General features: G+C 42.3%; 24 protein-coding genes. 11 read left to right on the forward strand and 13 right to left on the reverse strand.

The annotated features are described in order from the left end of the window. Positions 1 to 62: 62 nt before the first annotated feature. The gene (locus tag AC5590_RS28295; RefSeq protein WP_169266649.1) at positions 63 to 1,343 is read right to left on the reverse strand and encodes a M16 family metallopeptidase; all 1,281 of its coding nucleotides are present in this window, start codon (positions 1,341 to 1,343) and stop codon (positions 63 to 65) included. A gap of 218 nt (positions 1,344 to 1,561) precedes the next feature. Between AC5590_RS28295 and AC5590_RS28300 the strand changes: the two genes are divergently transcribed. From AC5590_RS28300 to AC5590_RS28310, 3 genes are all read left to right on the forward strand, one after another. Next, complete coding sequence (locus AC5590_RS28300) at positions 1,562 to 2,740, forward strand: glycosyltransferase family 2 protein (protein ID WP_169266650.1); 1,179 nt, start codon at positions 1,562 to 1,564, stop codon at positions 2,738 to 2,740. A gap of 438 nt (positions 2,741 to 3,178) precedes the next feature. Further along, entirely contained in the window at positions 3,179 to 4,714 is a 1,536-nt protein-coding gene (crtD, locus tag AC5590_RS28305; protein ID WP_169266651.1) for a C-3',4' desaturase CrtD, read from the forward strand. A 39-nt stretch (positions 4,715 to 4,753) separates the two neighbouring features. Then, the gene (locus tag AC5590_RS28310) at positions 4,754 to 5,056 is read left to right on the forward strand and encodes a hypothetical protein (protein ID WP_169266652.1); all 303 of its coding nucleotides are present in this window, start codon (positions 4,754 to 4,756) and stop codon (positions 5,054 to 5,056) included. Between the two features lie 328 nt (positions 5,057 to 5,384). Here the strand turns inward: AC5590_RS28310 and AC5590_RS28315 are convergent, their stop codons facing one another. After that, positions 5,385 to 6,254, reverse strand: coding sequence for a tetratricopeptide repeat protein (locus AC5590_RS28315; protein ID WP_169266653.1), 870 nt, complete (start codon positions 6,252 to 6,254; stop codon positions 5,385 to 5,387). A 172-nt stretch (positions 6,255 to 6,426) separates the two neighbouring features. After that, positions 6,427 to 6,780: an anthrone oxygenase family protein gene (locus AC5590_RS28320; protein ID WP_498824175.1), complete on the reverse strand. Its 354-nt coding sequence runs from the start codon at positions 6,778 to 6,780 to the stop codon at positions 6,427 to 6,429. Between AC5590_RS28320 and AC5590_RS28325 the strand changes: the two genes are divergently transcribed. Continuing rightward, entirely contained in the window at positions 6,779 to 6,958 is a 180-nt protein-coding gene (locus tag AC5590_RS28325; RefSeq protein ID WP_498824176.1) for a hypothetical protein, read from the forward strand. The genes AC5590_RS28320 and AC5590_RS28325 overlap by 2 nt on opposite strands. Here the strand turns inward: AC5590_RS28325 and AC5590_RS28330 are convergent. Beyond that, complete coding sequence (locus tag AC5590_RS28330) at positions 6,940 to 7,572, reverse strand: FMN-dependent NADH-azoreductase (protein WP_169266655.1); 633 nt, start codon at positions 7,570 to 7,572, stop codon at positions 6,940 to 6,942. The genes AC5590_RS28325 and AC5590_RS28330 overlap by 19 nt on opposite strands. Before the next feature lie 163 nt (positions 7,573 to 7,735). Between AC5590_RS28330 and AC5590_RS28335 the strand changes: the two genes are divergently transcribed. After that, complete coding sequence (locus AC5590_RS28335; protein WP_169266656.1) at positions 7,736 to 8,605, forward strand: helix-turn-helix domain-containing protein; 870 nt, start codon at positions 7,736 to 7,738, stop codon at positions 8,603 to 8,605. A 256-nt stretch (positions 8,606 to 8,861) separates the two neighbouring features. On the opposite strand, the gene AC5590_RS28340 is transcribed toward AC5590_RS28335, so the two are convergent. Continuing rightward, positions 8,862 to 10,511, reverse strand: a complete 1,650-nt coding sequence (locus AC5590_RS28340; RefSeq protein WP_169266657.1) for a DUF6930 domain-containing protein — start codon at positions 10,509 to 10,511, stop codon at positions 8,862 to 8,864. Positions 10,512 to 10,859: 348 nt separating this feature from the next. Between AC5590_RS28340 and AC5590_RS28345 the strand changes: the two genes are divergently transcribed. The 3 genes from AC5590_RS28345 (at position 10,860) to AC5590_RS28355 (ending at position 12,206) form a co-directional block, all read left to right on the forward strand. After that, positions 10,860 to 11,216 (forward strand): iron-sulfur cluster assembly accessory protein, encoded by a 357-nt coding sequence (locus AC5590_RS28345; RefSeq protein ID WP_169266678.1) that lies wholly within the window; start codon positions 10,860 to 10,862, stop codon positions 11,214 to 11,216. Positions 11,217 to 11,460: 244 nt separating this feature from the next. Beyond that, positions 11,461 to 11,886: a tetratricopeptide repeat protein gene (locus AC5590_RS28350; RefSeq protein ID WP_169266658.1), complete on the forward strand. Its 426-nt coding sequence runs from the start codon at positions 11,461 to 11,463 to the stop codon at positions 11,884 to 11,886. A 68-nt stretch (positions 11,887 to 11,954) separates the two neighbouring features. Then, positions 11,955 to 12,206 carry a DUF8620 family protein gene (locus tag AC5590_RS28355; protein ID WP_169266659.1) on the forward strand — a complete coding sequence of 84 codons (252 nt, stop codon included), beginning with the start codon at positions 11,955 to 11,957 and terminating at the stop codon, positions 12,204 to 12,206. 92 nt (positions 12,207 to 12,298) lie between these two features. On the opposite strand, the gene thyD is transcribed toward AC5590_RS28355, so the two are convergent. Then, positions 12,299 to 13,219 carry a thylakoid membrane protein ThyD gene (gene thyD, locus AC5590_RS28360; protein ID WP_169266660.1) on the reverse strand — a complete coding sequence of 307 codons (921 nt, stop codon included), beginning with the start codon at positions 13,217 to 13,219 and terminating at the stop codon, positions 12,299 to 12,301. A gap of 200 nt (positions 13,220 to 13,419) precedes the next feature. Here thyD and AC5590_RS28365 point away from each other — a divergent pair, with 200 nt between their 5' ends. After that, positions 13,420 to 13,767 carry a hypothetical protein gene (locus AC5590_RS28365; RefSeq protein ID WP_169266661.1) on the forward strand — a complete coding sequence of 116 codons (348 nt, stop codon included), beginning with the start codon at positions 13,420 to 13,422 and terminating at the stop codon, positions 13,765 to 13,767. A 487-nt stretch (positions 13,768 to 14,254) separates the two neighbouring features. Here AC5590_RS28365 and AC5590_RS28370 read toward each other — a convergent pair whose 3' ends face one another. From AC5590_RS28370 to AC5590_RS28395, 6 genes are all read right to left on the reverse strand, one after another. Continuing rightward, positions 14,255 to 14,794, reverse strand: a complete 540-nt coding sequence (locus AC5590_RS28370) for an FHA domain-containing protein (protein ID WP_169266662.1) — start codon at positions 14,792 to 14,794, stop codon at positions 14,255 to 14,257. 220 nt (positions 14,795 to 15,014) lie between these two features. Next, positions 15,015 to 17,471, reverse strand: coding sequence for a heavy metal translocating P-type ATPase (locus tag AC5590_RS28375; RefSeq protein WP_169266663.1), 2,457 nt, complete (start codon positions 17,469 to 17,471; stop codon positions 15,015 to 15,017). Positions 17,472 to 18,378: 907 nt separating this feature from the next. Beyond that, positions 18,379 to 18,654 carry a TM2 domain-containing protein gene (locus AC5590_RS28380; protein WP_169266664.1) on the reverse strand — a complete coding sequence of 92 codons (276 nt, stop codon included), beginning with the start codon at positions 18,652 to 18,654 and terminating at the stop codon, positions 18,379 to 18,381. 204 nt (positions 18,655 to 18,858) lie between these two features. Further along, positions 18,859 to 18,993, reverse strand: coding sequence for a hypothetical protein (locus tag AC5590_RS28385; protein WP_318561717.1), 135 nt, complete (start codon positions 18,991 to 18,993; stop codon positions 18,859 to 18,861). 395 nt (positions 18,994 to 19,388) lie between these two features. Beyond that, entirely contained in the window at positions 19,389 to 20,966 is a 1,578-nt protein-coding gene (locus tag AC5590_RS28390) for a CPBP family intramembrane glutamic endopeptidase (protein WP_169266665.1), read from the reverse strand. A 221-nt stretch (positions 20,967 to 21,187) separates the two neighbouring features. Further along, complete coding sequence (locus AC5590_RS28395) at positions 21,188 to 21,832, reverse strand: single-stranded DNA-binding protein (RefSeq protein WP_169266666.1); 645 nt, start codon at positions 21,830 to 21,832, stop codon at positions 21,188 to 21,190. Between the two features lie 34 nt (positions 21,833 to 21,866). Here AC5590_RS28395 and AC5590_RS28400 point away from each other — a divergent pair, with 34 nt between their 5' ends. Together AC5590_RS28400 and AC5590_RS28405 are read left to right on the forward strand one after the other, a co-directional pair. Next, positions 21,867 to 22,085, forward strand: a complete 219-nt coding sequence (locus tag AC5590_RS28400; protein ID WP_169266667.1) for a hypothetical protein — start codon at positions 21,867 to 21,869, stop codon at positions 22,083 to 22,085. Between the two features lie 244 nt (positions 22,086 to 22,329). Next, the gene (locus AC5590_RS28405; protein ID WP_169266668.1) at positions 22,330 to 23,655 is read left to right on the forward strand and encodes an ABC transporter ATP-binding protein; all 1,326 of its coding nucleotides are present in this window, start codon (positions 22,330 to 22,332) and stop codon (positions 23,653 to 23,655) included. Positions 23,656 to 23,934: 279 nt separating this feature from the next. Here the strand turns inward: AC5590_RS28405 and AC5590_RS28410 are convergent, their stop codons facing one another. Continuing rightward, entirely contained in the window at positions 23,935 to 24,495 is a 561-nt protein-coding gene (locus tag AC5590_RS28410) for a Uma2 family endonuclease (RefSeq protein WP_169266669.1), read from the reverse strand. Between the last annotated feature and the right edge of the window lie 395 nt (positions 24,496 to 24,890).

Here is a 24,890-nt window from a genome sequence, read left to right on the forward strand (position 1 = left end):
CTCACCGCTCCGCGTCTACGTTTTTTTTGTTCACGACTTATCTAGGATTGCTGTAAGATGCTCTAAGATGGCTTAATAACAACCACACCGTAGGCATCTGGGGAAAGGTATTCTTGTGCTGCTTGCATCAAGCTAGTTGTATCTTGAGCTTGAATGCGAGCTGGGTAGTTAAATGCTGGTTCCAAATCTCCTACCATTGATTGATAGTAACCGTATAAATTGGCGCGATCGCTTGGTGTTTCATTGGCAAAAATAAATCTGTTAGCCACTTTTGTCCGTACACGAGCTATTTCCGCCTCTTTTACCATTTCTGTTTGCAGATTTTGGATATGCTGCACAATCCGAGCCTCTGTTGCCGACAGATTTTCAGTTGTACAATAAGCCGTAATATAAAATGTACCTTGTAACTGCTGCGTCATATTGCTGACAGAAATATGGGAAACCAGCCCCAGTTCTTGGCGCAAATCCTGCACCAGCCTTGATGTCAGCCCATGTCCCAAAATTGCCGCCAAAACATCCAAGGCATAAGTTTTTTCTAATTGGTTCAACCCAGGTACTCGCCAAAGCATGATTAGTCTTGCTTGCTGCAGGCTTTCATCAATAAATTCTTTACGGACAATGTTTTTAAACAAAGGTTCTGAATTAGGCTGTACCTGCTGAATGGGCGTTGGATGCTCAGTTTTCACAGTTCGTTCAAAACCTTTTGCAACAATTTCAACTAACTCTTCCACAGGTAAATTACCTACAGCCACAGCAGTTATTGAAGGGGGTTGATACCAAGTTGCATGAAAATCCCGCATCTGCTGAGGTTGCAATTGAGAAATGACAGTTTCTGGTCCCAAAACAGGACGCCGATAAGGTAACTTATCAAAAGCCGTCTCCATCGCTCGTTGAAAAATGCGGCGACGGGGATTATCCTCAGAACGTCGAATTTCTTCCAGAACCACCAATCGTTCGCGCTCAAAAGCTTCGTTAGGTATACTCGCATTGAGTACGACATCAATTTGCAGTGGCGCAAGCTCTACAAAATCCTTGGGAGCACTGGTAATGTAGTAATGAGTATAGTCTTGACTTGTAGCGGCATTAGTCACAGCACCCCGCTCTTCAATTCGACGTTCAAACTCGCCGCTTGCCAGTCGTTCAGTTCCCTTAAAAATCATATGCTCTAGAAAGTGAGCCATACCGTTAATGGTATCTGACTCGGCAGTGGAACCAACATTAACCCACAAGCTCAGGTTCACTGCTTCAACAGGCATCTGTTCTGCAACTATAGTCAAACCCCCAGGCAATTGGTAAAGCTTTGGAGTATTAAGACGAGGAAAGTTTAGCAGGGTTGAAGTCATTTCAATTTGTAGGGATAAGCTTACACCTCTTTATCTTACCTAGGACTGAAATCTGTACCGGGATTATCAGTGTCTGAGCGAGGTTTTGTTAAGAAATAGTAAATAATTTTTTTTCAAATTTTGCATATTATTACTGATGATCATTGTTACAAATACAATACATAACAGTAAATAAGTAGTCGTAATTTGTTGACTTGATTGTCACGAACAAAAGTTGCATGAATATAGTCAATGAAATCAAGGGTGAATTGCCGTTAGTTTCAGTTATCGTTCCTGCGTATAATGCAGAAGCTTTCATCACTCGCACCTTGCAATCAATCATATCTCAAACATATAAAAATATAGAAATTTTAGTAGTTGACGACGGTTCTCAGGATAAAACGGCTGAAATTGTCGAATTGTTTGCTCAAAAAGACAATCGCATCAGCCTTTTCAAACAATCAAATTCTGGAGTAGCGTCGGCTCGTAATTTGGCAATTGAAAATTCTAAAGGTGAATACATTGCACCGATTGATGCTGATGATATTTGGTATCCCCAGAAACTAGAGAAACAAGTCCAATGTCTGTTAAAGGCAGACCAATCAGTAGGATTAATTTATGCTTGGTCAGTGTTTATTGACGAAGAAGATGCAATTGTCGGACAGTACATTCCCCATCACCATTTAAATGTTCTCAGCATAGAGGGAGAGGTTTACCCAGCTATGCTATATACAAACTTTATTATCAATGCAAGTGTCCCTCTGATTCGTCGAGTTTGTTTTGATAAAGTTGGCGGTTACAGCAGCAAACTCAGAGAGCAGAATGCACAAGGTTGTGAAGATTGGGATATTTACTTGCGGATTGCTGAATATTATCAGTTTCGAGTTGTACCTGAGTTTTTGATTGGCTATCGTCAGGTGAAAGCAAGTATGTCTAACGGATGTCAGACAATGGAGAAGTCTTACAATCTGGTTATGGCAGATTTTCAGAGAAAACATCCAGAAATACCTGCTCACATATATCATTGGGCTGCTAGTTCTTTTTACGTCCATCTTGCATGGAAAAGCAGAGCAAGCGGAGATTATTGGAGGACTCTAACTTGGTTAAACAAAAGCATCAAGTTAGACTACAGTCCACTGTTACTTCGACCAGTTTATTTATGTCTCATTGAATGCCTTTTCAAAATTACAGTTGAGCCTATTACTTCTTTGATTTGGCAAGATCATCATTCTTGGTTGCGGTTTAGAGAAAAGTTTGATTCTCAAAAAAATAGAGTAGCGCTTAGTCAAGTGACTACAGTTTCTGATATCCAAAACCAAATGTATCAACCGTACAAACTTCCGTTCAAACCGCATGCAAGGATTATGTGGCAAAGATGGTTAGAAGTTTTGCAGCTTTGTCGCGCCTTATCCCATTAAATTAAGTCTTTAAAGGTTTTTAATGATTTTTTTAACCCAATACCGTTCAGTACTGTTAAGCGTTCCCTATTTTCAAGTCAGTTAATCATGGGCGATCGCCCACAACCAAGCATGAAAATCTATTTTCAAGCTAGCTAATCACGGGAAAATCTCACGAACCTTACATGAAAATCTATTTCCCCTAGACCCCTACAACGCCAGGTGCCTCAAGTCGGGAAACCCTTTCGGCAGTTCCTCCTTGGGGAAACCACCAAGACCGGACTGCCTCACCCCAGCACTGGCTCCCCTTACACCCCTTTTTCAAGCTAGTGCTTTTCCAAGAAAAGCAAGTGCCAAGCAACTACGCCACTGTTTGATTGTCCTAACTGTTTAAATTTAATTTTTAGTATTTATAAATCTTATTATAATTATAAAATAAGAAATATGTCGTAAATATCAATGCCAGGTCATCGTGTTGGCAATAGTAAACCCCGCATTATAGTTATTGGTGCCGGAATTGGCGGACTGACTGCTGGTGCATTATTAGCACATAGAGGTTACAGTGTGTTAATTCTGGATCAAGCACTTGTACCCGGAGGCTGTGCTTCTACCTTTCAACGTAAAGGATTTACCTTTGATGTGGGAGCCACTCAAGTTGCAGGGTTGGAAGCAGGGGGAATCCACCATCGTATTTTTACAGAATTAGAAATTGATTTACCGCAAGCAACGCCTTGTGATCCAGCTTGTGCAGTGTATTTGCCAGGTGAGCAAACACCAATCAACGTTTGGCGAGATCCGGAAAAATGGAAACAGGAACGACAACGACAGTTTCCGTTTAGCGAACCTTTTTGGCAGTTGATGGCGGCTTTGTTTAAAGCGAGTTGGGAATTTCAAGGACGCGATCCAGTGCTACCACCACGTAACGTGTGGGATTTAGTGCAACTTACTAAAGCATTACGCCCTAGTACATTCATAACCGTACCCTACACTTTGTTTACAGTTGGGGATGCGTTGCGTGCTTACAAGCTAGGAAACGACCACCGCTTAAAAACATTTTTGGATTTGCAACTCAAGCTCTACTCTCAGGTAGATACCGAAGAGACGGCTTTGCTTTATGCAGCAACAGCGTTGAGTGTATCGCAGTTACCGCAGGGACTGTATCATCTCCAAGGTAGTATGCAAGTCCTCAGCGATCGCCTCTTAGAAGCCCTAGAAAAAAAAGGTGGCACCTTACTCATGCGCCATACAGTCGAACATATTGAAGTCGAAAAGGGCAAAGTGAGTGGTGTGGTCATTCGTAACCAGAAAACTGGGGAAGTCTGGACAGAAGCCGCAGACCACGTAGTTGCTAATGTGACTGCGCAAAACTTAGTGCAGTTATTGGGTAATAAAGCTCCTCATGGTTACAAACGGCGAGTCGAAAAACTACCACCCGCTTCAGGTGCTTTCGTTATCTATCTGGGCGTAGACGAAAGCGCAATTCCTTCTAGATGTCCGCCCCATCTCCAATTTATGTATAATGCCAAAGGTCCAATTGGTAACAATAATTCCCTGTTTGTTTCTGTGAGTCATCCAGGAGATGGTCGCGCCCCAGAAGGAAAAGCAACAATTATTGCTTCTTCTTTTGTAGATACAAAACAGTGGTGGGTGAGTGAGGATTATGAGGGGTTAAAACAACAATATACACAAGATGCTGTCTCCCGTCTGTCAAAGTTCTTTTACCTGAAACCAGAAACTATTATTCATGTAGAAGCAGCCACTCCTCGCACCTTTGCACGCTACACAGCACGAGACCAGGGTATTGTTGGTGGTATTGGTCAAAGGATATCAACTTTCGGTCCCTTTGGTTTTGCCAATCGTACACCCATCAACAATCTGTGGCTCGTTGGTGACTCCACTCACCCAGGCGAAGGGACTGCTGGCGTCAGTTACTCAGCGCTGACTGCAGTCAAGCAAATAGAGGCTCAAAAAGTTGCAAGGTATGGGATAACATAATTACAACAAAATACTTTGCGTAATTCCCAAGAGAAAACAATGATTATTTCTGACTTGAACTATTGTGAAGCAGTAGAATTTGCCAACAAAATTATTGGTGGAGCAACGGCTGATGTTGTTGGTGATGCATATGCTGGTCCAGGTGTTGCAACAGCATATGCTGTTGCACTAGCTCAAGGAAATATCACTTACACTAGTGCCACTGCTAATACTATCGTTCGTCAGCAACCAAATGTGACGATTAGCAAGGCGCAGGTAAAAGCAGATGCCTTCGCTATAGATGAGACTGGTCGCGACAAAGACAAAATTCGTGATACTGACGTTTTCGTTTTGCACACATAATAATTAAGAAAAAGACTTGGCTACTTTTGAGGTGCTTAACTCTGTTTTGGAAAGATTTGGGTTAGTGATAGTTTTCGTTATCGCTTTGTCTTCTTGTGCATTTTCATAACTTGTTGGGTTTTCATATGCTAAACCCAACAAGGTTTATTAAGAAAGAATAGAGGCGTCAGCCGTACACAATTCAGCATGAATTCTGTACGACTGGCGGATGAATAAAGGGGTTTAAGACCCCCACTAAATCTTTGATTTAGTGGTCTTCAATTGTGTCTGTGGTTTGAATCCCCCACTGATTGCTTCTGACTCCTGAATTCTTCTTCAAGATGCAAATTTATGGATTCCACTCAGCTATCTTGCACAGCAAGTGATCAAGTTGTTCACTATTTTGGATGACATCCAAATCGGGGTCAGTTTTAACAAATATTTGAAAATTTAGATTGATTTTCAGCGCAGTCTCCAGGCTTTCAAGCGCTAGCGCTTCTTTTCCAACTCGGGCTGCACAGCAAGCGATGTTATACCAAGCGTACTCATCGTCTGGCTTCAGTTCAGTTGCTTTTTGATAGCTTACAAGCGCCTCTTCGTAACGCTCTAAATGTCTCAACGTATCGCCTATCTTGTAATAAGTCCAAAAATTATCTGAGCGACGAGAAGGGGCTTTGTCATAACTTTTTAGCGCATCTTCATAACGACCTAAATGCCTTAATGCATCTCCCCGACGAAACCATGCCCAGTAATCATCGCGGCGAATTGATAGAGCTTCATCATAGTCAGAAATTGCATCTTCATAGCGTTCTAAATATCTAAAGGCATCTCCTCGACGGAACCACGCCCAATAATCATCGCGGCGAATTGCGAGAGCTTTGTTAAAATTGGCGATCGCTTCCTCAAACTGCTCTAGTTCTTCTACCAAAATGTAGCCTCGACTGTACCACGCCCAGTAATCATTAGGGCGAAGTCCTAATGCTCGGTCAAAACTAGCAAGTGCTTCCTGATACTGACCTAATTCCCGTAGCACACTACCTCGGTCATACCAGAGCCAGTACTCATCAGGACAAACCTCTATTGCTTTGTCGTAATAAGTGAGCGCTTCCTCGTAATTCTCTTGCTTTTCGAGCCGTTTACCCTGTCGATACCACTCTTTATAGTTCTGTGCAACTAGTAGTAATGAACTATCTACCCCTGCGGGTGCTGCTTGACTCATTGTTGATTCCCCAAAAAGTTATTATCGTTACAGACAAGCACACTATTTATATTACTTAACGATACAGGGTAAACAAAATCTACTTAGAGGTATGAAATAGGCAAAAATGTCTTTAATTGCTAGTTTTCTTTAAGAAATCTTATTGTTGTTACGCCTGAGTAAAACATTACGATTACGAAGCTCGATCACAGAGGGCGATCGTGAGCGATGCTGCTGCTGCAAGTGCTGCTACGGTCCGAACGTGGTTCCAAATTGTCCAGTTGACAAGGTAGTCAGACCATAGCCTCGCGCCCTCAGTGCTATTCGGATCGGCGATCGCCAGGGCTTCGTTGAGCGGCACATTGAACACGATTGTCACGCCTAAGGTGCCGACGAGATAAAGCAGGCTACCAACGAGCAAGTAGAAAGCACCAGGTTGATGCCACCTTAACAGTGAGAAGACAGCCACAAAGATACAAGCTACAGCCGTTCCGAAAAACACTGTAAAAAACAACGGATTGATCACCGTGATGTTAATGGATTGCATGGCGACAATGCCCTGTGTCGGCTTCAGTCGAGCAAGCGCACTCATCACAAAGGTTGAGAAGGCGAAGAAGACTCCGGCTATTAGTCCGCAGCCTAGTGCTGAGAAAAGCTTCAATGCGAAAAGTGAGTGGTTAGTCATTGCCATAAAGCCTCGTGAGGATTACTTTCCCACCAGTTGAGCGACTTGGGCACGGGCAGCCGCGATCGATTTCACCAAACTTGTGCCACCCAACTCATCATTCTCAACATGAATAAAAGTGATGTCGGTGATGCCAAGAAATCCAAAAAGTGTTCTTAAATACGGATCTTGATGATTTAGCTTCTCGTTACGCTCACCAGGTCCAAAGCCAGAATCACCTCGCGCTGTGATGATAAGCATTTTCTTATTCAATACGAGAGGTTTGTAAGGGTTTGCAGCATCTTCTGGCTCAAACACAAAAGTTCGCCCTGGACGCACAATTTGGTCAATATAAGCCTTAAACGTACTGGGAATGCTGAAATTGTACATAGGAATACCGATGACGTAGAGATCCGCAGCCAAGAATTCGTCCACGAGTTGATCGCTAATGCTAATTGACTCCTGGAGTTGAGGAGTGCGCTGTTCTGGCGGTGTATAAGCCGCTGCAATCCACGGTTCATCTACATGGGGAACAGGCTTACGACCAACATCGCGATAGGTGACGACATCACCCGGATGAGCCTGTACTCTCGCTTCAACAAATTCTCTTGTGAGTCTGCGAGAGTGTGAACGTTCTCCTCTGGGACTGGAATCAATGTGTAACAGATGTGCCATAGCTCCTCCTAATCAATCACTATTTCAGCTTAGGTAAATGGCTCGTGCTCAGCTATCTAATTCTTGTGTCACTATCAAAATCTTGCTGCCAGTTTTCAAACTGCTTGATGGGAAGCATCCATTCATTGAATACAATCAGAATGAGACGAATTGGGTTTGTACTATGAAAACGACAGTCCCCCTGCTGCCTGAAACAAACTGTTTGCCCATTTTGTCTAGCCAAGCTCAGGGTTGGGAAAATATTCTGGTCGAGCAATTCCAGCAACCCCCAGGTGAGGCAACGTGTGATTACAGCAATGAACATTCGATTTACTTGTCTCTTGCACCGCGTCCAGTTCGCTTGCTGCAAATTCAAGGAGGAAAAACCTATACGGGGCTTTACGGAAAAGGAGATATTTCTGTAACTCCTGCAAAGACTCCATCTTTTGCACGTTGGGATAGAGATGATCACTATTTACAGATTCGGATTGCATCTGATTTTATTCAAAGCGTTGCCAGAGAAACTATTGACACCAATCCCGATCAGCTTGAATTACTAAGCGAATTCCGGACTCGCGATCCTCAGATTGAGTCAATCGGCATGATGCTTCTTGCTGAGCTAAAACAAGAAAATTTAGGCGGAAGACTTTACATTCAATCACTAGCAAATGTATTGGCAGTGCATTTGCTCAGGCAATATGCTGCTCCCAAACTTCGCCTTTCAATTTACGAGGGTGGATTATCACAGCGTCAACTTGTTCAAGTTTTAGAATACATCAACGAATATCTGAATCAAGACATCAAGCTGGCAGATTTAGCGGCGTTGTTGGGTATGAGCCAATTTCATTTCAGTCATCTGTTTAAACAATCAATCGGGACAGCTCCTTACCAATACCTGCTGCAGCAACGAGTAGAACGGGCAAAGCAGTTGTTGAAACAAACAGACCGATCCATTACGGAGATTGCTTTGTTGTGTGGTTTCAATAGCCACAGTCATTTGAGTAAACAGTTTCGGCAGCTTACAGGCATGACACCCACCAACTACAGGCAGTAAACCAAAAAGTTTGCCGCAATAGCGATCTACCGAACGCTCATGCGCTCGCGCTTTGCGCTGAGGCTAGCAGCGAAGCGATTCCTAGCCCCTAAAAGGGGCGGCACTCTCGGACGGAGAGCTACGCTTAACGCCTCCGCCCCCCCTTTAATACTCAGTGCTCACTTCCTGCACATTTTTTTGCACTTCAATTGAGTTTATGGGATATTCGAGACTTAGCTTAGTCTTCAAGAATCCCACTCCTTCTAGCGGTGATAGCTCACGTTTCTTCAAATTGAAGTTGAGGCATAAGTTGAAGAGTTCCGAGACCCAAATCTTTGGGCGAGAGGAACTGTGCTTCAAACAAAGCCATCATATCTCGTAACTGGGGATTACCACGAGAAGCCCCTGTCAATCCTTTAGCAATAATTAAGCCACAGTACCCATTGGTATTTTTACATCGTTGATTCCATTTCTTGCGAGCTTCTACGTGTATTGGATCGTCATCTTCAAACTCACCAAACAGGAATAATTCGCCGTTGTCAGTTTGTAACAAACCTAAATCGTAGCGTGTCCCATCAAAAGGATCAGCACCTGGATTAAAACAGATTGCTTTAAGTCCTCCGGCTTGTTCAATATTTGAAATCACAGTTTTTGCCTTGGGACGAGAAGTTTGAATCAAAATCACTGGCAAACCATCCCCTGCTTGTGTGATTTCCCCTGTTGCGTGATAAGCTCCCCCCTGACGCAAGTAATCCAACATTTCCCATGAGACAACTCCTAAACTGAGAAATGAGTCTTCTGGTATCAAATCATCTCGTAATGACTGAAAAATTGGTGCCGGTGACTCGCTATCATCTTCTAAAGTGTCAAAACCTGCTATTTCTTCTAACTCAGTCGCTAATTGTGGCATGGAAGAGACAGCGATAGACACTGATTTTGTTAGTTCTTTTGACGACTCAGGTAACGAGATGCGATAGCGGCGACTCAGGCTGGGGAAGGTATCACCACCAAGCTGATTACGGTGATCACGCATAAAGCGGGAAATACTTTCTATTGCCACATAAACGACAAGTGCTTCTTCGTCGTACAAAACAGAACGCAGTCCTTCTAAAGGATGGATATTACCAAAAGTGGGTTCAATTTCGGATAAAGGCAAATCTGCCAAGTCATCGAATTCGTCCTCCTCTTCTTCGGTATCATCAGCACGCTCAAAGGTCAGAAATAGACAATCTTGTTTTAAAAAAGCTTCTTCTAAATGCCCTTGTGATTCGTCTTCTTTTAAAACACTTGTGCGGAAACGCTTTAAAGAGTCTTCTGAACGATACAACAAAATTCCATATTCCATCCCCAGCATCCCCATAACACTGGCATAGAGTGTGCCAACATCCCATTTATTAATTTCTATGGATAAGATTTGCTGTTCTTCCAAGAATTCCCAAGGTGCTGCTTGCCAAAGTGCAAATGCTTTTTCTCGCAGCACTTGTGCATATTGTGGAGGTAAATCGGGAACTTGGCTATCTAAGATTTCAGTAAATCCACGAAACAGTTCATCAATTAAAGGGAGATCTGGCGCGTACTCAATCGCAATGTCCAAATCCTGTAGTACTCCGCGCAGGTAAAATTGAATTTCGCGGTCTTTGACCACAATTCTTTGAGGACGAGCAGGTTTTGCGGGATTATGAGGATGCTCCATCGCTCGCATTAAGGTACGAACAATGGCTTCTGGACCAGTTTCTGGTGCTACTACGTCCATACCCCGGACAATACCTTGCGAGCCATCTACCCAAAGAATACATTCACCTTTGACATCTGGATCGGAATTTTGGGTTTGTGATGACGACAATGGACGGCGATCGCCCTCCCACACAGAAGGAATTTGGGTTAATTTCTTCAACCGACGACTGGTAGAGCGATTAAAACTTGTCATAGAGGTAAGTTAATCAAAACAAGCAATATGGAATTAAACTTTTGGCGTTAGGCTAGCCTCGGATCAAAACTCTTTGGCTGTTTGTGAACAAGTAGTTACTGGTGGTAGCTACCACAATGTTGGAGGAATAAAATATCGAATCTCAAAACACATTGAATCTCTCAATTCTAGAATAAAAATCTTTGCATGCTTTTGACGCAGTATTTACAATTTGCATTCCTAGCACATGAATATCGCTAGAATGGATACAAAAACTTTTGCAGCCACCAAGCGGTGAGTTTGGAGTTCAACCAAAGAGCTTGCCGCTACAAAGTCAAGCTCACACCAGAATCGGAGTATAAACAGCAGATGACACAAGCAACTCAGTCTTTACAACGGGGAATCCAATTAAGCGAAGCAGCATTGCGGCAGGTAAAATTTTTGCGAGATCAGCAAGGTCAAGACTTATGCTTACGGGTTGGAGTGCGTCAAGGTGGTTGCTCTGGAATGTCTTACATGATGGATTTTGAAGACGCCAGCAAGATTACCCCTCAAGATGAAATTTTTGATTATGATGGCTTCAAAATTGTTTGCGATCGCAAAAGTTTATTATATCTCTATGGTTTAATGCTAGATTACAGCAACTCTATGATAGGCGGCGGTTTTCAATTTACTAACCCCAACGCTAATCAAACTTGTGGTTGCGGCAAATCATTTGGAGTGTAATATACTCATTTGTGAGCCAGCGCAGCTAAGTTGGAAACCAAGAAGGCGACTTGTTTTCCCGTTGAGTCCTTTGTCATCTGTGATTCGACAAAGGACGAACAAACGGTAGGTTGCATAGTCCCTTAACCACGTGCTTATGCACTCAACGAGGGAACCACGTGGCTGTGCGTGACTGTCGGGAAACCCGACGGCAGATGCTCTGCGCGCTGTCTCCCAATGACTAATGACTAATGACTAATGACTAATGACTAATACAGTTGAATCTCTCTTTGACACTGGTTTAGAACGTTATAAAGCAGGAGAACCAGTAGCGGATTTAATCCCTGTTTTTAAAGAAGTTTGCGATCGCACTCCCAAAAGTAGTGCTGCTTGGACTTGTTTGGCGTGGTTGTATCTATTGGATGACAACCCAAATTCTGCTCATAAAGCTGCACAAAAAGCTGTTAAGCTTAATCCACAAGACCCACAAGCACGGGTGAACCTTGCGATTGCAATGCTGGAAACGGGTCAAAAAGGTTTGCGACAACATGTAGACTTTGCACAACAGTTGATTTTTGTCAACCCAGACTGGCGAGAAGAAATCCAAAAAAGTATTGAAGACGGTTTGGGCAGAAAACCAGACTGGCAAAGTTTGGCAAAAGTCAAAGGTTGGCTTTTTCCAGACGAATAACATATCAACAGTCCAAATCATCAGTCAGTAGTTTTAGACTATTGACTGGTGATTCATAATTAATGCATATGAAAGATAAATTTTTAAACTGGCTAAACTTGGTTTTAGTGGCAGATGTATTTTTTGTCTTGTTTGCTTTTGGGTGGTTTGCAGTTGCAGTTATTGGTAAAACAGTTGGAGTTCCACTGGGCTTAGATTTGTGGCACAGCCTTTGGCAACCTGTATTTAACCCTGCTATTGGCATCCTTATGGCTGGTGCCATCATCAGTGGCATTATCAACTGGGTTTCCCAAAAATTCATAAAAACCGACAATGGGTAATTTTTTTCAGTGGGGTGAGTAAATGCTTTTGATTACGCACCCCACTTCATTTGTCTTTACAGTGTCGATACCAGCGTCAAATCTCTAATTTTCTATTTCAAAATCTGTGCCAGTGCTGGTTCCAAATTAGGATACTTATACTCAAAGCCACTTTCCAAAGTACGCTTGGGGAGGACTTGTTGACCTTCCAAAACCACCATTGCCCCGTCCCCTAAAAGAGCCTCGATAGCAAAAGCCGGAACAGGTAACCAGGAAGGACGATTCATGACTTTTCCCATAGCTTGGCTCAGTTGAGCCATTCGCACAGGATGCGGGGCAGTAGCATTATAGACTCCTTGTATTTCTGGTTTCATTAAAGCTTGCAAAATCAAGTTAACAATATCATCTACGTGAATCCAGGAAAACCATTGCCGACCACTGCCTATGGGACCACCTGCAAAAAGTTTGAATGGTGTAATCATTTTACCCAAGGCACCACCCAGACCGAGAACAATACCGAATCGCAGAATCACGAGTCGTACTCCAGCATTTTTGACCTTATTCGCTTCTGCTTCCCAAGCTTGGCAGACTTGGGCAAGAAAATCGTTACCTGCTGAGCTGGTTTCATCATAAGTAGCTGTTTCACTCGTACCATAGTAGCCAATAGCCGAAGCATTAATTAAGACACTAGGCTTAGGATTTGCATTGATTATTGCGTCCACAATGTTTTGCGTAACGAACTTGCGGCTGTTTAAAATTTCCTGTTTGCGTTCAGGTGTCCAACGTCCTTCGCCAATCGCTTCACCTGCTAAATTCACGACACCATCACAGCTAGAGATGGCACTTTGCCAAGAACCGGATGTATTTGGTGTATAGGCAACAATTTCTACATTTGGAAAAGCTGTAGATGGAAAAACCTTTTGGGCATAGGTTGTGTTACGAGTTAACACGACCACTTGCATACCCTTTTGGCGTAGTCGTTCTACCAAACGACTACCTACAAATCCTGTTGCTCCAGCAATTGCTATTTTCATGATCATTCTTCCCCAGACAGTTATTTTAAAGTTTTTATCAAACTTTTGGTTTCGCTACTACAGTTTAGAGTCAGAAATTTGTTTGTGTGCGGTGTGTTGCGTTTGGCCAACTCAAAACTTTGATTCTTTAACGAATCTATAATGACTTAGATGGTTCGATATTATAGGATGGACGGATTGTTGCAAGGCGTGGGGCTATTATGGCTCGCTATACCTGTTCATTTATTCTTTCTGTTCCTACTGACCAACTTCAAGCTTCACTTGTAGAACTTCTCCAAGATTGTCAATTGGATGTTCAATACTATACATCTGATTACATTCTGGCACGGGAATTTATTGGTTCTGTACCCATTTCCAAGTTAGTAACCGTGGAAATATTGATTGATAAAACTAGACATAATGACACAGAAACCCGAATGAGTATTGTGATTAAAAACGAAGAACTACCACTTCAAAGAGATAATCACTGCCGACAAATTTTTGAATACGTTAAGCAGGCTATTGAAAATTGCCGCTATTGGCATCTTATTGAGAGCATAGCAGGGTAGCACCGCTTAGTGTTCTTCAATAAACTACAGCACTATCCACGGAGTGTGCCAGAAGGTAAGCGACTGTCGTGCATCCATGATCATGCGCCCTTCGAGAAGCTCCGCCTTGCCGTGACGCAGCGCGCCCTGCCAACGTTTCTCGCGACTAGCGCCCGATTCGTGAGCGTAAGCACAAAGCCCACGAATCGGGCGTTTGCCCAAGCCAAGTGCCGTAGGCATAAAACATAGGAAATACTCACACAGGGGTACCTCATCCCTGCTTTGTAGCACAGCCTTTGTGGCTGACTGAGTGTGTGCAAACTACGGTCAACTGGCGTAATTACTCTTTGACTCTTTGACGAAAATTCTGATACATTTTTTGGCGTAACACACTCACGACTCAAAGATCAACACTCTTGAGTTCTTCTAGACTTTTGAGTGTTTAGTCCCCTGATGAATAAAAGTACATTCTTTATGGGTAACAGCTTTTTCGAGAATTAATATCCTTTCAGTCCTCGATATCATTGATCATTCTCGGGTCTATGAGTGTAATGTCATATTCAGGATCTGTTTCTCCTCCTGTCAGCGTGCTATTTCGCAGTAGGTAATAAATGGCACGAACTTGAGCACCAAAAACGATTTCATCCTCATTTTTAAGGTCATGAGCTGATATTTTTTGCCCGTTAATCATCAAACCATCTAGTAATTTCCGCCCGTTAATCATCAAACCATTGGAACTCGTTTTGCCTTTACCATCACCATCGATAATTCGATAATAATAGCTATGCTTCTTATCATCGCGCGGTACCCTAATGAGGGTGGCATGACGACGCGAGACAAATAGTGAGTTTACTAAACAGATATCGCAGTCGGAATCTCTACCAATCGAGTAAACAGGGCGATCAAGTATGAACTCTCTGCGTTCTTGATCATGCTCTACTATCAGTAGATGGCTTTCATTTGTTTGTGCTGCCATTGACACATCGTTGTTAAATGTGTGAGTTGAACTGTTATTAATCAAAATTTCTTTAGTATTGTTTACTGCCATTTTTTAGTAAAAGTTTATGGTAATTATGTGATATGCATTTAAATTGCTTGATTGTGCACAAGAGTAGAACAATCTGTTCTACTCTTTTAACTACTATAGATGTTGTAGCAGTTTTAACAGGTTTTGTGCGTCTGGAAACAACAATCTGTCAACGTAGTTTAACTTGAGAGTGCCAAAATCAAATACTTGTGCTCACAAATAATACCTCGAAAGCAGGAAACTAAGAGCGATAAGCAAAACGTCGTAATAAAAGAGAATTAGTGACGACACTCACAGAGCTAAAAGCCATAAGTGCAGCTGCACCCGATGGGTTTAAGACAAAACCGAAACTAGGCAATAAAACACCAGCGGCTAAAGGAATGCCAAGAGTGTTATATCCAAAAGCCCAAAATAAATTCTGACGGATTTTGCTCAAAGTTGCACGACTCAGTTGTATGGATGCTACGACATCACTTAAGTTATCCCGCATCAAGACAATTTCAGCTGTTTCCATTGCGACATCGGTACCAGAGTGTAAAGCAATGCCCACATCAGCTTGAGATAAAGCTGGGGCATCATTAATGCCATCTCCTACCATAGCGACAATAGAGTGCCGAGTCCTTCCCTTAGTTTGCTGTAATTGTAATTCTTGTATGGCAGCAGCTTTCTTCGCAGGGGGAACGCCAGCCATCACATCAGCGGTAGCCAGTCCCAGTTGTTTTGCTGTCGCATTTGCTGCGTCTTGCGTATCTCCACTAAGCAGCATAACCCGTAAACCCATTTGGTGTAACTTGTCTATCGTAGCTTTTGCATCTGGTCTTAGGGTATCTTGAACAGCAATCAGTCCCGCTACTGTATCTCCAACTGCCACAAAAACTATTGTTTTTCCATCTGCTGCTAACTCTTGAGCCTGTTTTTGGGCAGTTTCACTAATAGAAATACCGTGCCATTGCAACCAATCGTAGTTTCCTAAAAGCACCAAAGTACTTTCTACTACAGCAGAAACGCCAAGTCCTGGTTCTGTGAGAAAGTCTGCAGCATCTGGAATAGATAACTCTTGCCGTTGCGCTTCTTGTTGAATTGCTGTTGCTAAAGGATGAATTGTACCCCTTTCTACCGCTGCAGCCAGTTGAAGAAGAGCAACAGGGGTACGAAAAGCATTTTCTTCCTCTGCTTGACAAGGTAGGCAATCTGTTACTACCGCACGACCTGTGGTAAGGGTACCAGTTTTATCAAACACCACTGTGTTTAACTGGTGAACTTTTTCTAAAATGTCACCGCCTTTGATTAATAAACCCCGTTCCGCACCGATAGCTGTTCCCACTAGAATTGCTGTTGGCGTGGCAAGTCCCAAAGCACAGGGACAAGCAACTACCATAACGGCAATTGCTAGCTTTAAACTCACTAGAACTGGTGTGTAGATTGTCAGGTGTGGGGTATGAGATGTGCTGAATAAGGAGTGGTGAGAGATTTGCATGGCATACGCCATAACGGCGTGATGCCAGATGTGAGTTCCAAAAAAGTACCAGAAGACAAATGTCAACAAAGATGCTGTCAACACACCGTAGGTGAAGTATCCAGCTACTGTATCTGCTAATTTTTGTACAGGCGCTTTGCGGGTTTGTGCGGCTTCCACTAAGGCGACGATTTGAGCGAGTGTTGTATCACTTCCAACGCGAGTTGCTTGAACTGCGATCGCCCCTGATTGATTAAGTGTCCCTCCTGTCACCAAATCGCCTGGTTGCTTTGTCACTGGTACTGCTTCTCCAGTCAGCATGGACTCATCGACTGTTGTTTGTCCATCCATAACCTCAGCATCAACCGGAATTTTCTCTCCTGGTAAAACCTGTAACCATTCACCAACACGCACCAACTCAGCTGGAATTTCTACGACTCCTGCATTAGAAGATAATGAGGAAGTCGCTTCACTCGTAGACGGCTTGGCAATTAATCGCGCCATTTGTGGTTGAAGCGCAAGTAATTCCTTAAATGCAGCTGCAGCGCGAGTTCTAGCTCGTTTTTCTAGTGTCCGTCCTAGCAAAATAAAGCCCAACATCATCACTGGTTCATCAAAGAAGCACTCCCAACCAAGTTGGGGAAATAGCAGGGCAACCAAACTAGCGGTATAAGCTGTAAGCGTTCCCAATCCCACCAAGGTGTTCATGTTCGGCGCATTGTGCCGTAAACCCACCCAGCCATCCACTAAAATTGGACGACCAGGAAACAAAAGTGCTATCGTTGCTAATCCACAGTGGAACCAGATGTTATGCAACACTGGTATCACGTGACCGCTAATGCTTCCAAAATGACCAATAAATGAGAAAACTAGCAGAACAACAGCAATAACGAATTGCTGTTTGACAGCTTGCATTTCTTGCTGCTGTCGTTGGACTGGATCTTGTATTAATTGTGTCTCACCTGCTACTTTTCCACCAAGTTTCCGAGGTTGAGTTGGGAACCCAGCTGTTGTCAAGTGCTTAGCTAGTGCATCCGCATCTACCGCACCAGCTTCCAATTCTGCAACAGCTACTTCTGTCGCCAGGTTCACACAGGCATTTTTGACTCCAGGATACTGAGTCAGATGACGTTCTACTGCCCTTACACAACCGGCACACTTCATACCTGCGACATCTAAAGTGATTTTTTCTGTCGTCGAGGCTGCTTCTGGGGAAAGGTTAGTTTTTGAGACAATTTGCATGGAAAGTTTTTGGATTTGCTAGTAAATTTTAACGCCTCTCTAAAAGCGTCTCTAATTTGAGCGTAGGCGAAATCCAAACCTTTGACTGATTGTCATAATTGTGAATTTTTATTAAATTATGAGTAAATTAGGGTATAGTTGTGTATCTGTTATGGACAAACATTTTTCGTTTTGAATTTCTAATTTAATTCTCGTAACACTTCCACACCCTTTCACTAAAATAGAATTCACGTCACCGACGAATCAAACGAAAATAAGTCACAGATATCAGTGCAACCGCTTGTAGGGAGATAAAAGTCATCTCGCTTCTCCAGAAAGGATTTATTACCATATTAGACATGCTACAGAAATACACAAATCCTAGTAAGCTGAGTATTGTCCAAGTTACATTTTTACGTTTAATAGTTAGCATATTCGTAGAATAGATAAAATATTTGCAAGTTAATAAAAAGTCTGTTATTAGTCAGTAATAGACTCTTCATTTATTCGTATTAATAATGAATTGATACTGAATCAAGAAGAATTCAGAATCATCCGTCACAATATACCCTGTGGACATGTTGCGCTAACAGCAGAATTTTCTATTGCTGAATCACTTACCATGGTTACAAAGCAGGCGTCAAAATCTTTTGGACTCATTCTGCCTTCTGTGTTCTGCCCAAACTCAATTCTTATCAATACAGAAACATATTTACTCAAAGGTGAGTGAATCAAAAATAGATTGAATTTTCCGGTTTGCGACACATGAGCAAGGAATAAGGAATAGTAGCAGTCTGCTGTAAATAGCCATAAGTATTCTATATTCATTTATAGGATAGGCAGTGCCCATCCTACTGCTGTAAAACTATGACCTGATGTACTGAGAATAGAAATCTAAAAAAGAGATTCAATATTGAGATAAAGATTTCTAGAACCATCCCTGCTTTTTAAGGAAGTAAGTATCAACAAATTCATTATGGGATTTGTTCAAATAAATCATCCCTTCAACTAAACCCACAAGTTGCATAATCAACAATGTCAATCCGTAGGTAAAATAACCACCAACTAAAGAAATGACTAGCATGATCAATCCTTCTGGTGCATACCCAAGAATAAATTTATGAGCACCAAAGCCTCCAAAAATAATGCCGCAGTATCCAGCCAAAAGTTGTTTGGTGGCGTGACTAGGGGTAAGATTTGCCATACGTATCAAGCTCCTGCACGTTCTATGTGATGTATAAAATGAAAGCTCTATATTTTTATCAGATAAGTTCTGTTTGTTTGCTTACTTGATCCTCATACTTTTTTGTCTTTCAGTGGAAATACGAGCAAAATATACAAAAAAACATCAAAAAGTGGCGTACCACTCGTTTACAAGGGACACTAAAGTTTAGGATCGAGCAGCTTTTCAGATACCATCTGAAACTGCACTCCTCAATAACCCTTCGGCTCCGCTCAGGGTAAACCCCTGTTTCTTTACTTTAACGATAAATTCCAGTACAGCAGTTTTGCGACTAAATCTCATGCCAGAAAAGAATTCCATAAAGAATCCTTGGGCATTTCAGCAAAGCTAAGCTGATGCCATTTATTTTTACAATTTAAGCATTGTTATTTCCGGACTTTTTCAATTTTCGTTGACATACTGATATCACACTGATATGTTTTTAAGCGCTTAACTGCCCTGTACAATCAGATAAGTCTTTGCACTCCAGGTTATAAGCATCTTGAAGATTTATCAAAACTGGAGTTGCTAGTTTTTCTTTCACCTTTATGAAGAATTTAGACGTTTATACTTACAAAAAATTGTAGTAAGTTTTACCCTTGACAATCTCTGTGCATCAAAAATAGCACGAATGTGCACTCAATACCAAGATAATTTTGTAAATTTTTGTTACAAAAGCGGGCTTTTTCTAAGTATTATTTACACAACATAAAGTATTATTGACCACTACTACCCAATATATACAAGCTTAACAAAGTGCCGCTATTCCAAAGGCTGTGGAGAAGCATGGGAGCAAGGAGGTTGCGCGATCGCGTGTAAACCACACCCAAGACAACACCTAGGGCGAAGAGCGGTAAAATTTCGGATAAGCTGAGGTGAGCAACTGCAACCAGAAAACCACTGGCAAGAATTGATCCCCACACAGAGAGGTAACGGGTAAGGGAGGGTAACAAAAAGCCGCGAAACAAAAGTTCTTCAAAAATTGGGGCAGCAATAGCAGCGGTAGAGAAGAATATAGCAAGCGCCACAGTATCTTGGCTTTCTAACGCCAGTTGCAACAAAGGATTGCTACCACCTTGTCCTTGCCATAGCTGTTGATTAATTAAAGACACAACCACTACTATGGGCAAAGCTACGCAATAGCCCCCCAACCCCCATAAAAACCAGCTACCCTGTAAACGAAAACGAAACCAGTTCTCTGCTAGAGGGAAAAAGCGTTTGATAGACAAATACAGCACTGATAGGGCACCAAATGCCACTAACAGGTAACTTATCAAGACATATAATGCCTGTATTCTGACATTTTGGGTAGGACGGGGGATGGGAAGCAGTTGGATTGCCAAGGGCACTATGATTTGTCCCATCAAGAAAAAGCCTACGACAAAAACTTGTAAAATAGTTTCACCATCCCAAGGTGTGGACCAGCGCACATCTGAATTTTGAGCCAATAGAGATGTTTTGCCTTTAACAAGGCGCTGACCGATGAGAAAAATCACTAGCCCTACACCAATAAATGCTGTTAAGGCAGGAATAGTACCAATAACTGCTAATTTTAAAAGAGCTTGTTCAGCGGTTTCTTGTTGAATGGTTTCAAGCTCTGCTAAAGCATCTTGACGTTGTTGAACTTGATATAGTTTATCCAGAGCAGTATAGCGAAACCAACCTTTTAAATTATTTTGAATAAATCGTTCAGCATCTGGCAAAATACGCGGGGGATCACTCCAAAGCCCGGTTAAAACAGCAGCAGCTTTATTAAATTCAGAATTAAGATCCGATTGTTGCTGCAATTGACTCCAAGTTTTCAAAGCTGGATCTGTCTTTCCTTGATTTGCTTGTAAAATTCCCAGCTGCAAATCTAATTCAGCAATAAATTTTTGCAGTCCTTTAAGTGATTGCTGCAATTGTTGTTGCTGTAATTCACTAGAGGTGTTACTGACAGGAGGATATTCCGATTGGGATTTTGGGGTTGTAGGAGTCGTCGCGGGTTGAGACTGAAGCTGTGCGAGTTGCTTTTTCGCTTTATCCAAATTAGTTTGAGCAGATTGGCGCGTCTGTTGATATTGCTCTATAGCGCTTTCAACAGGTTTGACGCCAAGGAGTGCATCCTGCAATGGCTTCAAATCCTTGTTGTCATTTGGCAATTTCCAAGAAGCAGCTTGCAGCACAATATTTGTTTGGTAAAGTTCCAAACGACTTTGGAACTGAGGTTCCTGCCAACTACTCAACAAAGACGAGCCTGCAAACAGTATTGCAACCAGCGTCAGTATGATTAAACCCAACCGTTTGAGAGTCATTTATCCTGCTCCATAAAATCTTTGTTTACTAAACCAATTTGGAGCGCGAGCGCGCAGAGGCTTACCCCTTGGAAATTATCGCAAACAAACCCTGTTGGAGTATAGATTTCCATCCACAGGGGTGATAATTCATCTTAGGGTGTGGAATATGCTGTGAGTACGAAATCCACTCCAGGTGGAATTTCACACTACCATCACTGTGTTAAGCAAGTTCAACTTTTTTAGGGTTTAATTCGCTCTGCTGCTTTCCAGTAAGCATTAGCTTCTAACTCATAAGAGTCACATAGCTCATGTCCCCAACTGGTTCGGGAGTAAACGGATCGCACAAACGGAATATCGTCCTGATCAGGTTCTTCGGTTGGTGTGACTTCATAGGTTTTGCGCTCAAGATTAGTACTTTGGGATCTGCCCTGTTGTGCTGTGTTATTTTGGGGAAGAACGCTAACCTTGTTTGTGAGTGGAGTTGGTGTGGGTAGGGGTGGCTCGTAAGCAGGAGTTGTTTTTGGAGGTGATGCTACAGGTAATTCTGTTTTAGGAACTGCGCTTGATGAGCTAGTATCAATGGCTATTCCCAGAGAGTGAATCTTTTGCACTGTTAATTCAGCACGTTTTTCTTTAAACCCTTCTGGACGCTCAATGGTATTCATTGCTAAACGTCCTTCCAGAAGAACGCGATCGCCTTGGTGATAGTTTTGCTGAATCTCTTTTGCTAAGTTTCCCCAGCCTACCACTTTTAAGGTTGCCGGAGGTTCTCCCTCTCGGACTGAAGGAAACTCCACCAGCATTTCAGTCACTTCCAGGTTATCTGCTGTAAAGCGCAGTTGTGGTTCTTGAATAATTTCTGCTAACAATATGCAACTATTCATGAAATCAAATCCTCCTTATGAAAAGAAATTTTAATTGATAAAAAAAGATGTAGCGCCCTTGCTGATTGATGGAATGTGGGAAAGGCTCTCTGAGGAGATTCGCATAAGCGCTTTTGGAGATAAATCAATAATGAAAATATTTGGCTTTTTGACAAATTTATTTGAAAAAGCTCACTTTTCAGTCATTTCTAGCATAAAAGCCAAGCGACTGTCGCAAACAGCGAGCAATACCCTGTTTACAACCTCCGCCTGACTGAAAAAAGCATTGATTTTGACACTTAACTAGTATAATTGTACCATAAAAAGAACCACAAAATATTCAGAATTCCACGGTAGTTAGCTTTTTATGGCTAAAACTACTTTTTTAACTTTTCGTATTCTGTTCTAGCGTGTATCATGAGCGCTAAACCTTAGTTATCTGTCGTTAGTGCTTTGTCTTTAGTAATTTATAACTAATGACTCATGACTAGTGACTATTACAGTTACCTTAAATTCTCGTGGCGCAAGTTGTTTTAGAAAACGTTTATAAAAGTTTTCCCCCTCGAAAAGGAGAAGGTGTTGCATCCCAAATACAACCCTCTCTCACATCTGGGAATGTTGGCGATACAGTTGTTCACCGTCCAGAAAGCCTCAATGTCCTGCGGCGAATTAACCTGACGATCGCAGATGGTGAATTTATGGTGCTGGTGGGACCTTCCGGTTGTGGGAAAAGCACCCTTCTGCGGTTAATTGCTGGGTTGGAAGCGATGACGGGCGGTAATATTTGGGTGGGCGATCGCCTAATCAATGATTTGCCCCCCAAGGAACGAGACATCGCAATGGTGTTTCAAAATTACGCCCTTTATCCCCATATGACGGTGTATGACAACATTGCTTTTGGGCTACGACGCCGTCCCACCTCCGGTAGGGAAGATAACGAAGATAAGGGAGCAATATCCCCCTCATCCCATGTTCGTGATTGGGCAGAAAATTTGTTGGTAGGAATGACAAGAGGGCTTCCTAAGGGACTAAGGTATATTTCTGATAGAGAACGAACTGTGCATGAGCAGGTGCGTACTGTTGCTCAACTGTTGCAAATTGAAGCACTGTTAAATCGTTTACCCAAGCAACTGTCTGGTGGACAAAGGCAAAGGGTAGCTTTAGGAAGGGCGATCGCACGTAATCCCCAAGTGTTTTTGATGGATGAACCGCTTTCTAACTTGGATGCAAAACTCCGCGCCGAAACCCGCGCCCAAATTGTCAAACTACAGCGTCAGTTGGGTGTGACGACAATTTATGTCACCCATGATCAAACTGAAGCTATGACGATGGGCGATCGCATTGCTATTCTTAATCATGGTCAACTCCAACAAGTTGCATCCCCCTTGGAACTTTATAATCGTCCAGCCAACCGCTTTGTTGCAGAATTTATTGGCTCACCACCCATGAATTTTATCCCTGTGAAGTTCCATGCTCCCCAATTGATTACCAATGGTGATTTTCGCTTCACTTTACCAGCAGTTTGCGGTGAAGCTCTGCAAAAATACGACAATCAAAACCTTATTTTAGGAATTCGTCCAGAACATTTAATTTTGAGCGTACCTGCAAATAAAAATCTGCAAGTGCAAGTGGAATTAGTAGAAAATTTGGGAAATGATACATATATTTCCACAAAACTTCTTCAACCAGGTTTTCAAAAATCTGCCTTTGGGATAAAGGAAGTGCAAGTGCGAGTTCCTCCAGAGCGTTTTGTGTCTTGTGGGGAAGAACTGTGGTTATCTTTGACGCCAGAAAAACTGCACTTTTTCGATCCGGAAACGGAATTGGCAATATTTCCAAATTAGTTTTAATAGTCGCGATCAGCGCGACTATTAATTGCTCAATTGTTCCATAAATGCTTGAATTAGCTACAACTTTTATATACGCTCCACAAAAACCTCAACAATTGAGAAATCAATACTGCATCGCTCCCATTTCTCTGAGTCTAAAGTTACCATTATCGGTAGATGTCCAGGAGGTGCACTCAGGGAGTAGTTGAGATCAGAGAAATATACCCAGTTACTTTTTTTTGTAAGTATGCGATACGCGTAGCGTCAAGCAAACGGGCTTATCGCCTGAAAACTTTATCTGCGCTTCAAGCAACTAAAGACTTCATCAACGGATAGTGTCAGATTTATACCTTCTAACACGGGTAAAACATCTGCTCCAGTCAACAAATCCGGCAAGCGATCACGATGATAAACTAAGGTAGAACGTTCGCTCGGATCTATCAACCATCCTAGCTGAGTACCATTTCTTAGACAGTGCAGGATGTTGCCTGTTACCTTGGTCTGACTTTGAGCAGGGGAAAGGATTTCAATCACCCAAGGTGGAGGAAACTCAATACCACTGCTAATGATATCACCGCTATCATCCAGCGGTAGTTGATGAGTGGCGACAACCACGACATCAGGAACTACTGAACGATTACCGAAGGTACAGCGTAATTCTGGAAAGCTTTCGTACTGACTTCCTGCTGCATCAATCACTGCAATTAAACGTTTCTGCAACAGGCTGTGTTTACCTCCTCCAATCGGTTTGTGAATCGCTTCTCCATTAATAAACTCCCAAGCTGGTGACTCATCAACGTATGGAAGTTCCAAAAACTCCTTTAGTGTAGTGGTTGCTGGAACTGTAATTGTCATTTCCGTCACCCATTTTTTATTCGACTTTAGTTACATTTTTTCAGTCAGATATCATTTTATTTTACCATTAATCGCGATACAAAAAGGCTAATGCTCGAAGAGCGTGAACAGTGAACAGCGGAGTCAGTAAACAGTTAACAGTTAACAAAAGAAACAGAGCCGTATTTTATGTTGTAACTGGTAACTGATAACTGATAACTGATAACTGTTAAAGGAACGCCAGAAATAGTTCAAGAAGTACAACATTCACAAGTTCGTAGCGTTATAGTTCGTAGTTGTACTGTCTTGCATATATCTGCGGAAATATGGCATTTTTCTAACATTGTTCATTCAAATCGCAAATCTACTTAACCCAATAGTAGGAAGCTTCTTTGTAGAAGCTCATGTCAAGGTTT

The organism is Brasilonema octagenarum UFV-OR1, from assembly GCF_963888615.1.
Classification (GTDB): domain Bacteria; phylum Cyanobacteriota; class Cyanobacteriia; order Cyanobacteriales; family Nostocaceae; genus Brasilonema; species Brasilonema sennae.

Excerpts from the sequence above, each read along its gene's own strand:
- AC5590_RS28355 (WP_169266659.1), top strand. The coding sequence starts at position 11,955 with ATGAAAGATAAATTTTTAAACTGGCTAAACTTGGTTTTAGTGGCAGAT.
- AC5590_RS28320 (WP_498824175.1), bottom strand. The coding sequence starts at position 6,780 with ATGCAATCCATTAACATCACGGTGATCAATCCGTTGTTTTTTACAGTG.
- AC5590_RS28385 (WP_318561717.1), bottom strand. The coding sequence starts at position 18,993 with ATGGAATTCTTTTCTGGCATGAGATTTAGTCGCAAAACTGCTGTACTG.
- thyD (WP_169266660.1), bottom strand. The coding sequence starts at position 13,219 with ATGAAAATAGCAATTGCTGGAGCAACAGGATTTGTAGGTAGTCGTTTG.
- AC5590_RS28380 (WP_169266664.1), bottom strand. The coding sequence starts at position 18,654 with ATGGCAAATCTTACCCCTAGTCACGCCACCAAACAACTTTTGGCTGGA.
- AC5590_RS28295 (WP_169266649.1), bottom strand. The coding sequence starts at position 1,343 with ATGACTTCAACCCTGCTAAACTTTCCTCGTCTTAATACTCCAAAGCTT.
- AC5590_RS28340 (WP_169266657.1), bottom strand. The coding sequence starts at position 10,511 with ATGACAAGTTTTAATCGCTCTACCAGTCGTCGGTTGAAGAAATTAACC.
- AC5590_RS28330 (WP_169266655.1), bottom strand. The coding sequence starts at position 7,572 with ATGGCACATCTGTTACACATTGATTCCAGTCCCAGAGGAGAACGTTCA.
- AC5590_RS28335 (WP_169266656.1), top strand. The coding sequence starts at position 7,736 with ATGAAAACGACAGTCCCCCTGCTGCCTGAAACAAACTGTTTGCCCATT.
- AC5590_RS28350 (WP_169266658.1), top strand. The coding sequence starts at position 11,461 with ATGACTAATACAGTTGAATCTCTCTTTGACACTGGTTTAGAACGTTAT.
- AC5590_RS28365 (WP_169266661.1), top strand. The coding sequence starts at position 13,420 with ATGGCTCGCTATACCTGTTCATTTATTCTTTCTGTTCCTACTGACCAA.
- AC5590_RS28410 (WP_169266669.1), bottom strand. The coding sequence starts at position 24,495 with ATGACAATTACAGTTCCAGCAACCACTACACTAAAGGAGTTTTTGGAA.
- AC5590_RS28395 (WP_169266666.1), bottom strand. The coding sequence starts at position 21,832 with ATGAATAGTTGCATATTGTTAGCAGAAATTATTCAAGAACCACAACTG.
- AC5590_RS28310 (WP_169266652.1), top strand. The coding sequence starts at position 4,754 with ATGATTATTTCTGACTTGAACTATTGTGAAGCAGTAGAATTTGCCAAC.
- AC5590_RS28370 (WP_169266662.1), bottom strand. The coding sequence starts at position 14,794 with ATGGCAGTAAACAATACTAAAGAAATTTTGATTAATAACAGTTCAACT.
- AC5590_RS28315 (WP_169266653.1), bottom strand. The coding sequence starts at position 6,254 with ATGAGTCAAGCAGCACCCGCAGGGGTAGATAGTTCATTACTACTAGTT.
- AC5590_RS28375 (WP_169266663.1), bottom strand. The coding sequence starts at position 17,471 with ATGCAAATTGTCTCAAAAACTAACCTTTCCCCAGAAGCAGCCTCGACG.
- AC5590_RS28345 (WP_169266678.1), top strand. The coding sequence starts at position 10,860 with ATGACACAAGCAACTCAGTCTTTACAACGGGGAATCCAATTAAGCGAA.
- AC5590_RS28325 (WP_498824176.1), top strand. The coding sequence starts at position 6,779 with ATGGCGACAATGCCCTGTGTCGGCTTCAGTCGAGCAAGCGCACTCATC.
- AC5590_RS28300 (WP_169266650.1), top strand. The coding sequence starts at position 1,562 with ATGAATATAGTCAATGAAATCAAGGGTGAATTGCCGTTAGTTTCAGTT.
- crtD (WP_169266651.1), top strand. The coding sequence starts at position 3,179 with ATGCCAGGTCATCGTGTTGGCAATAGTAAACCCCGCATTATAGTTATT.
- AC5590_RS28390 (WP_169266665.1), bottom strand. The coding sequence starts at position 20,966 with ATGACTCTCAAACGGTTGGGTTTAATCATACTGACGCTGGTTGCAATA.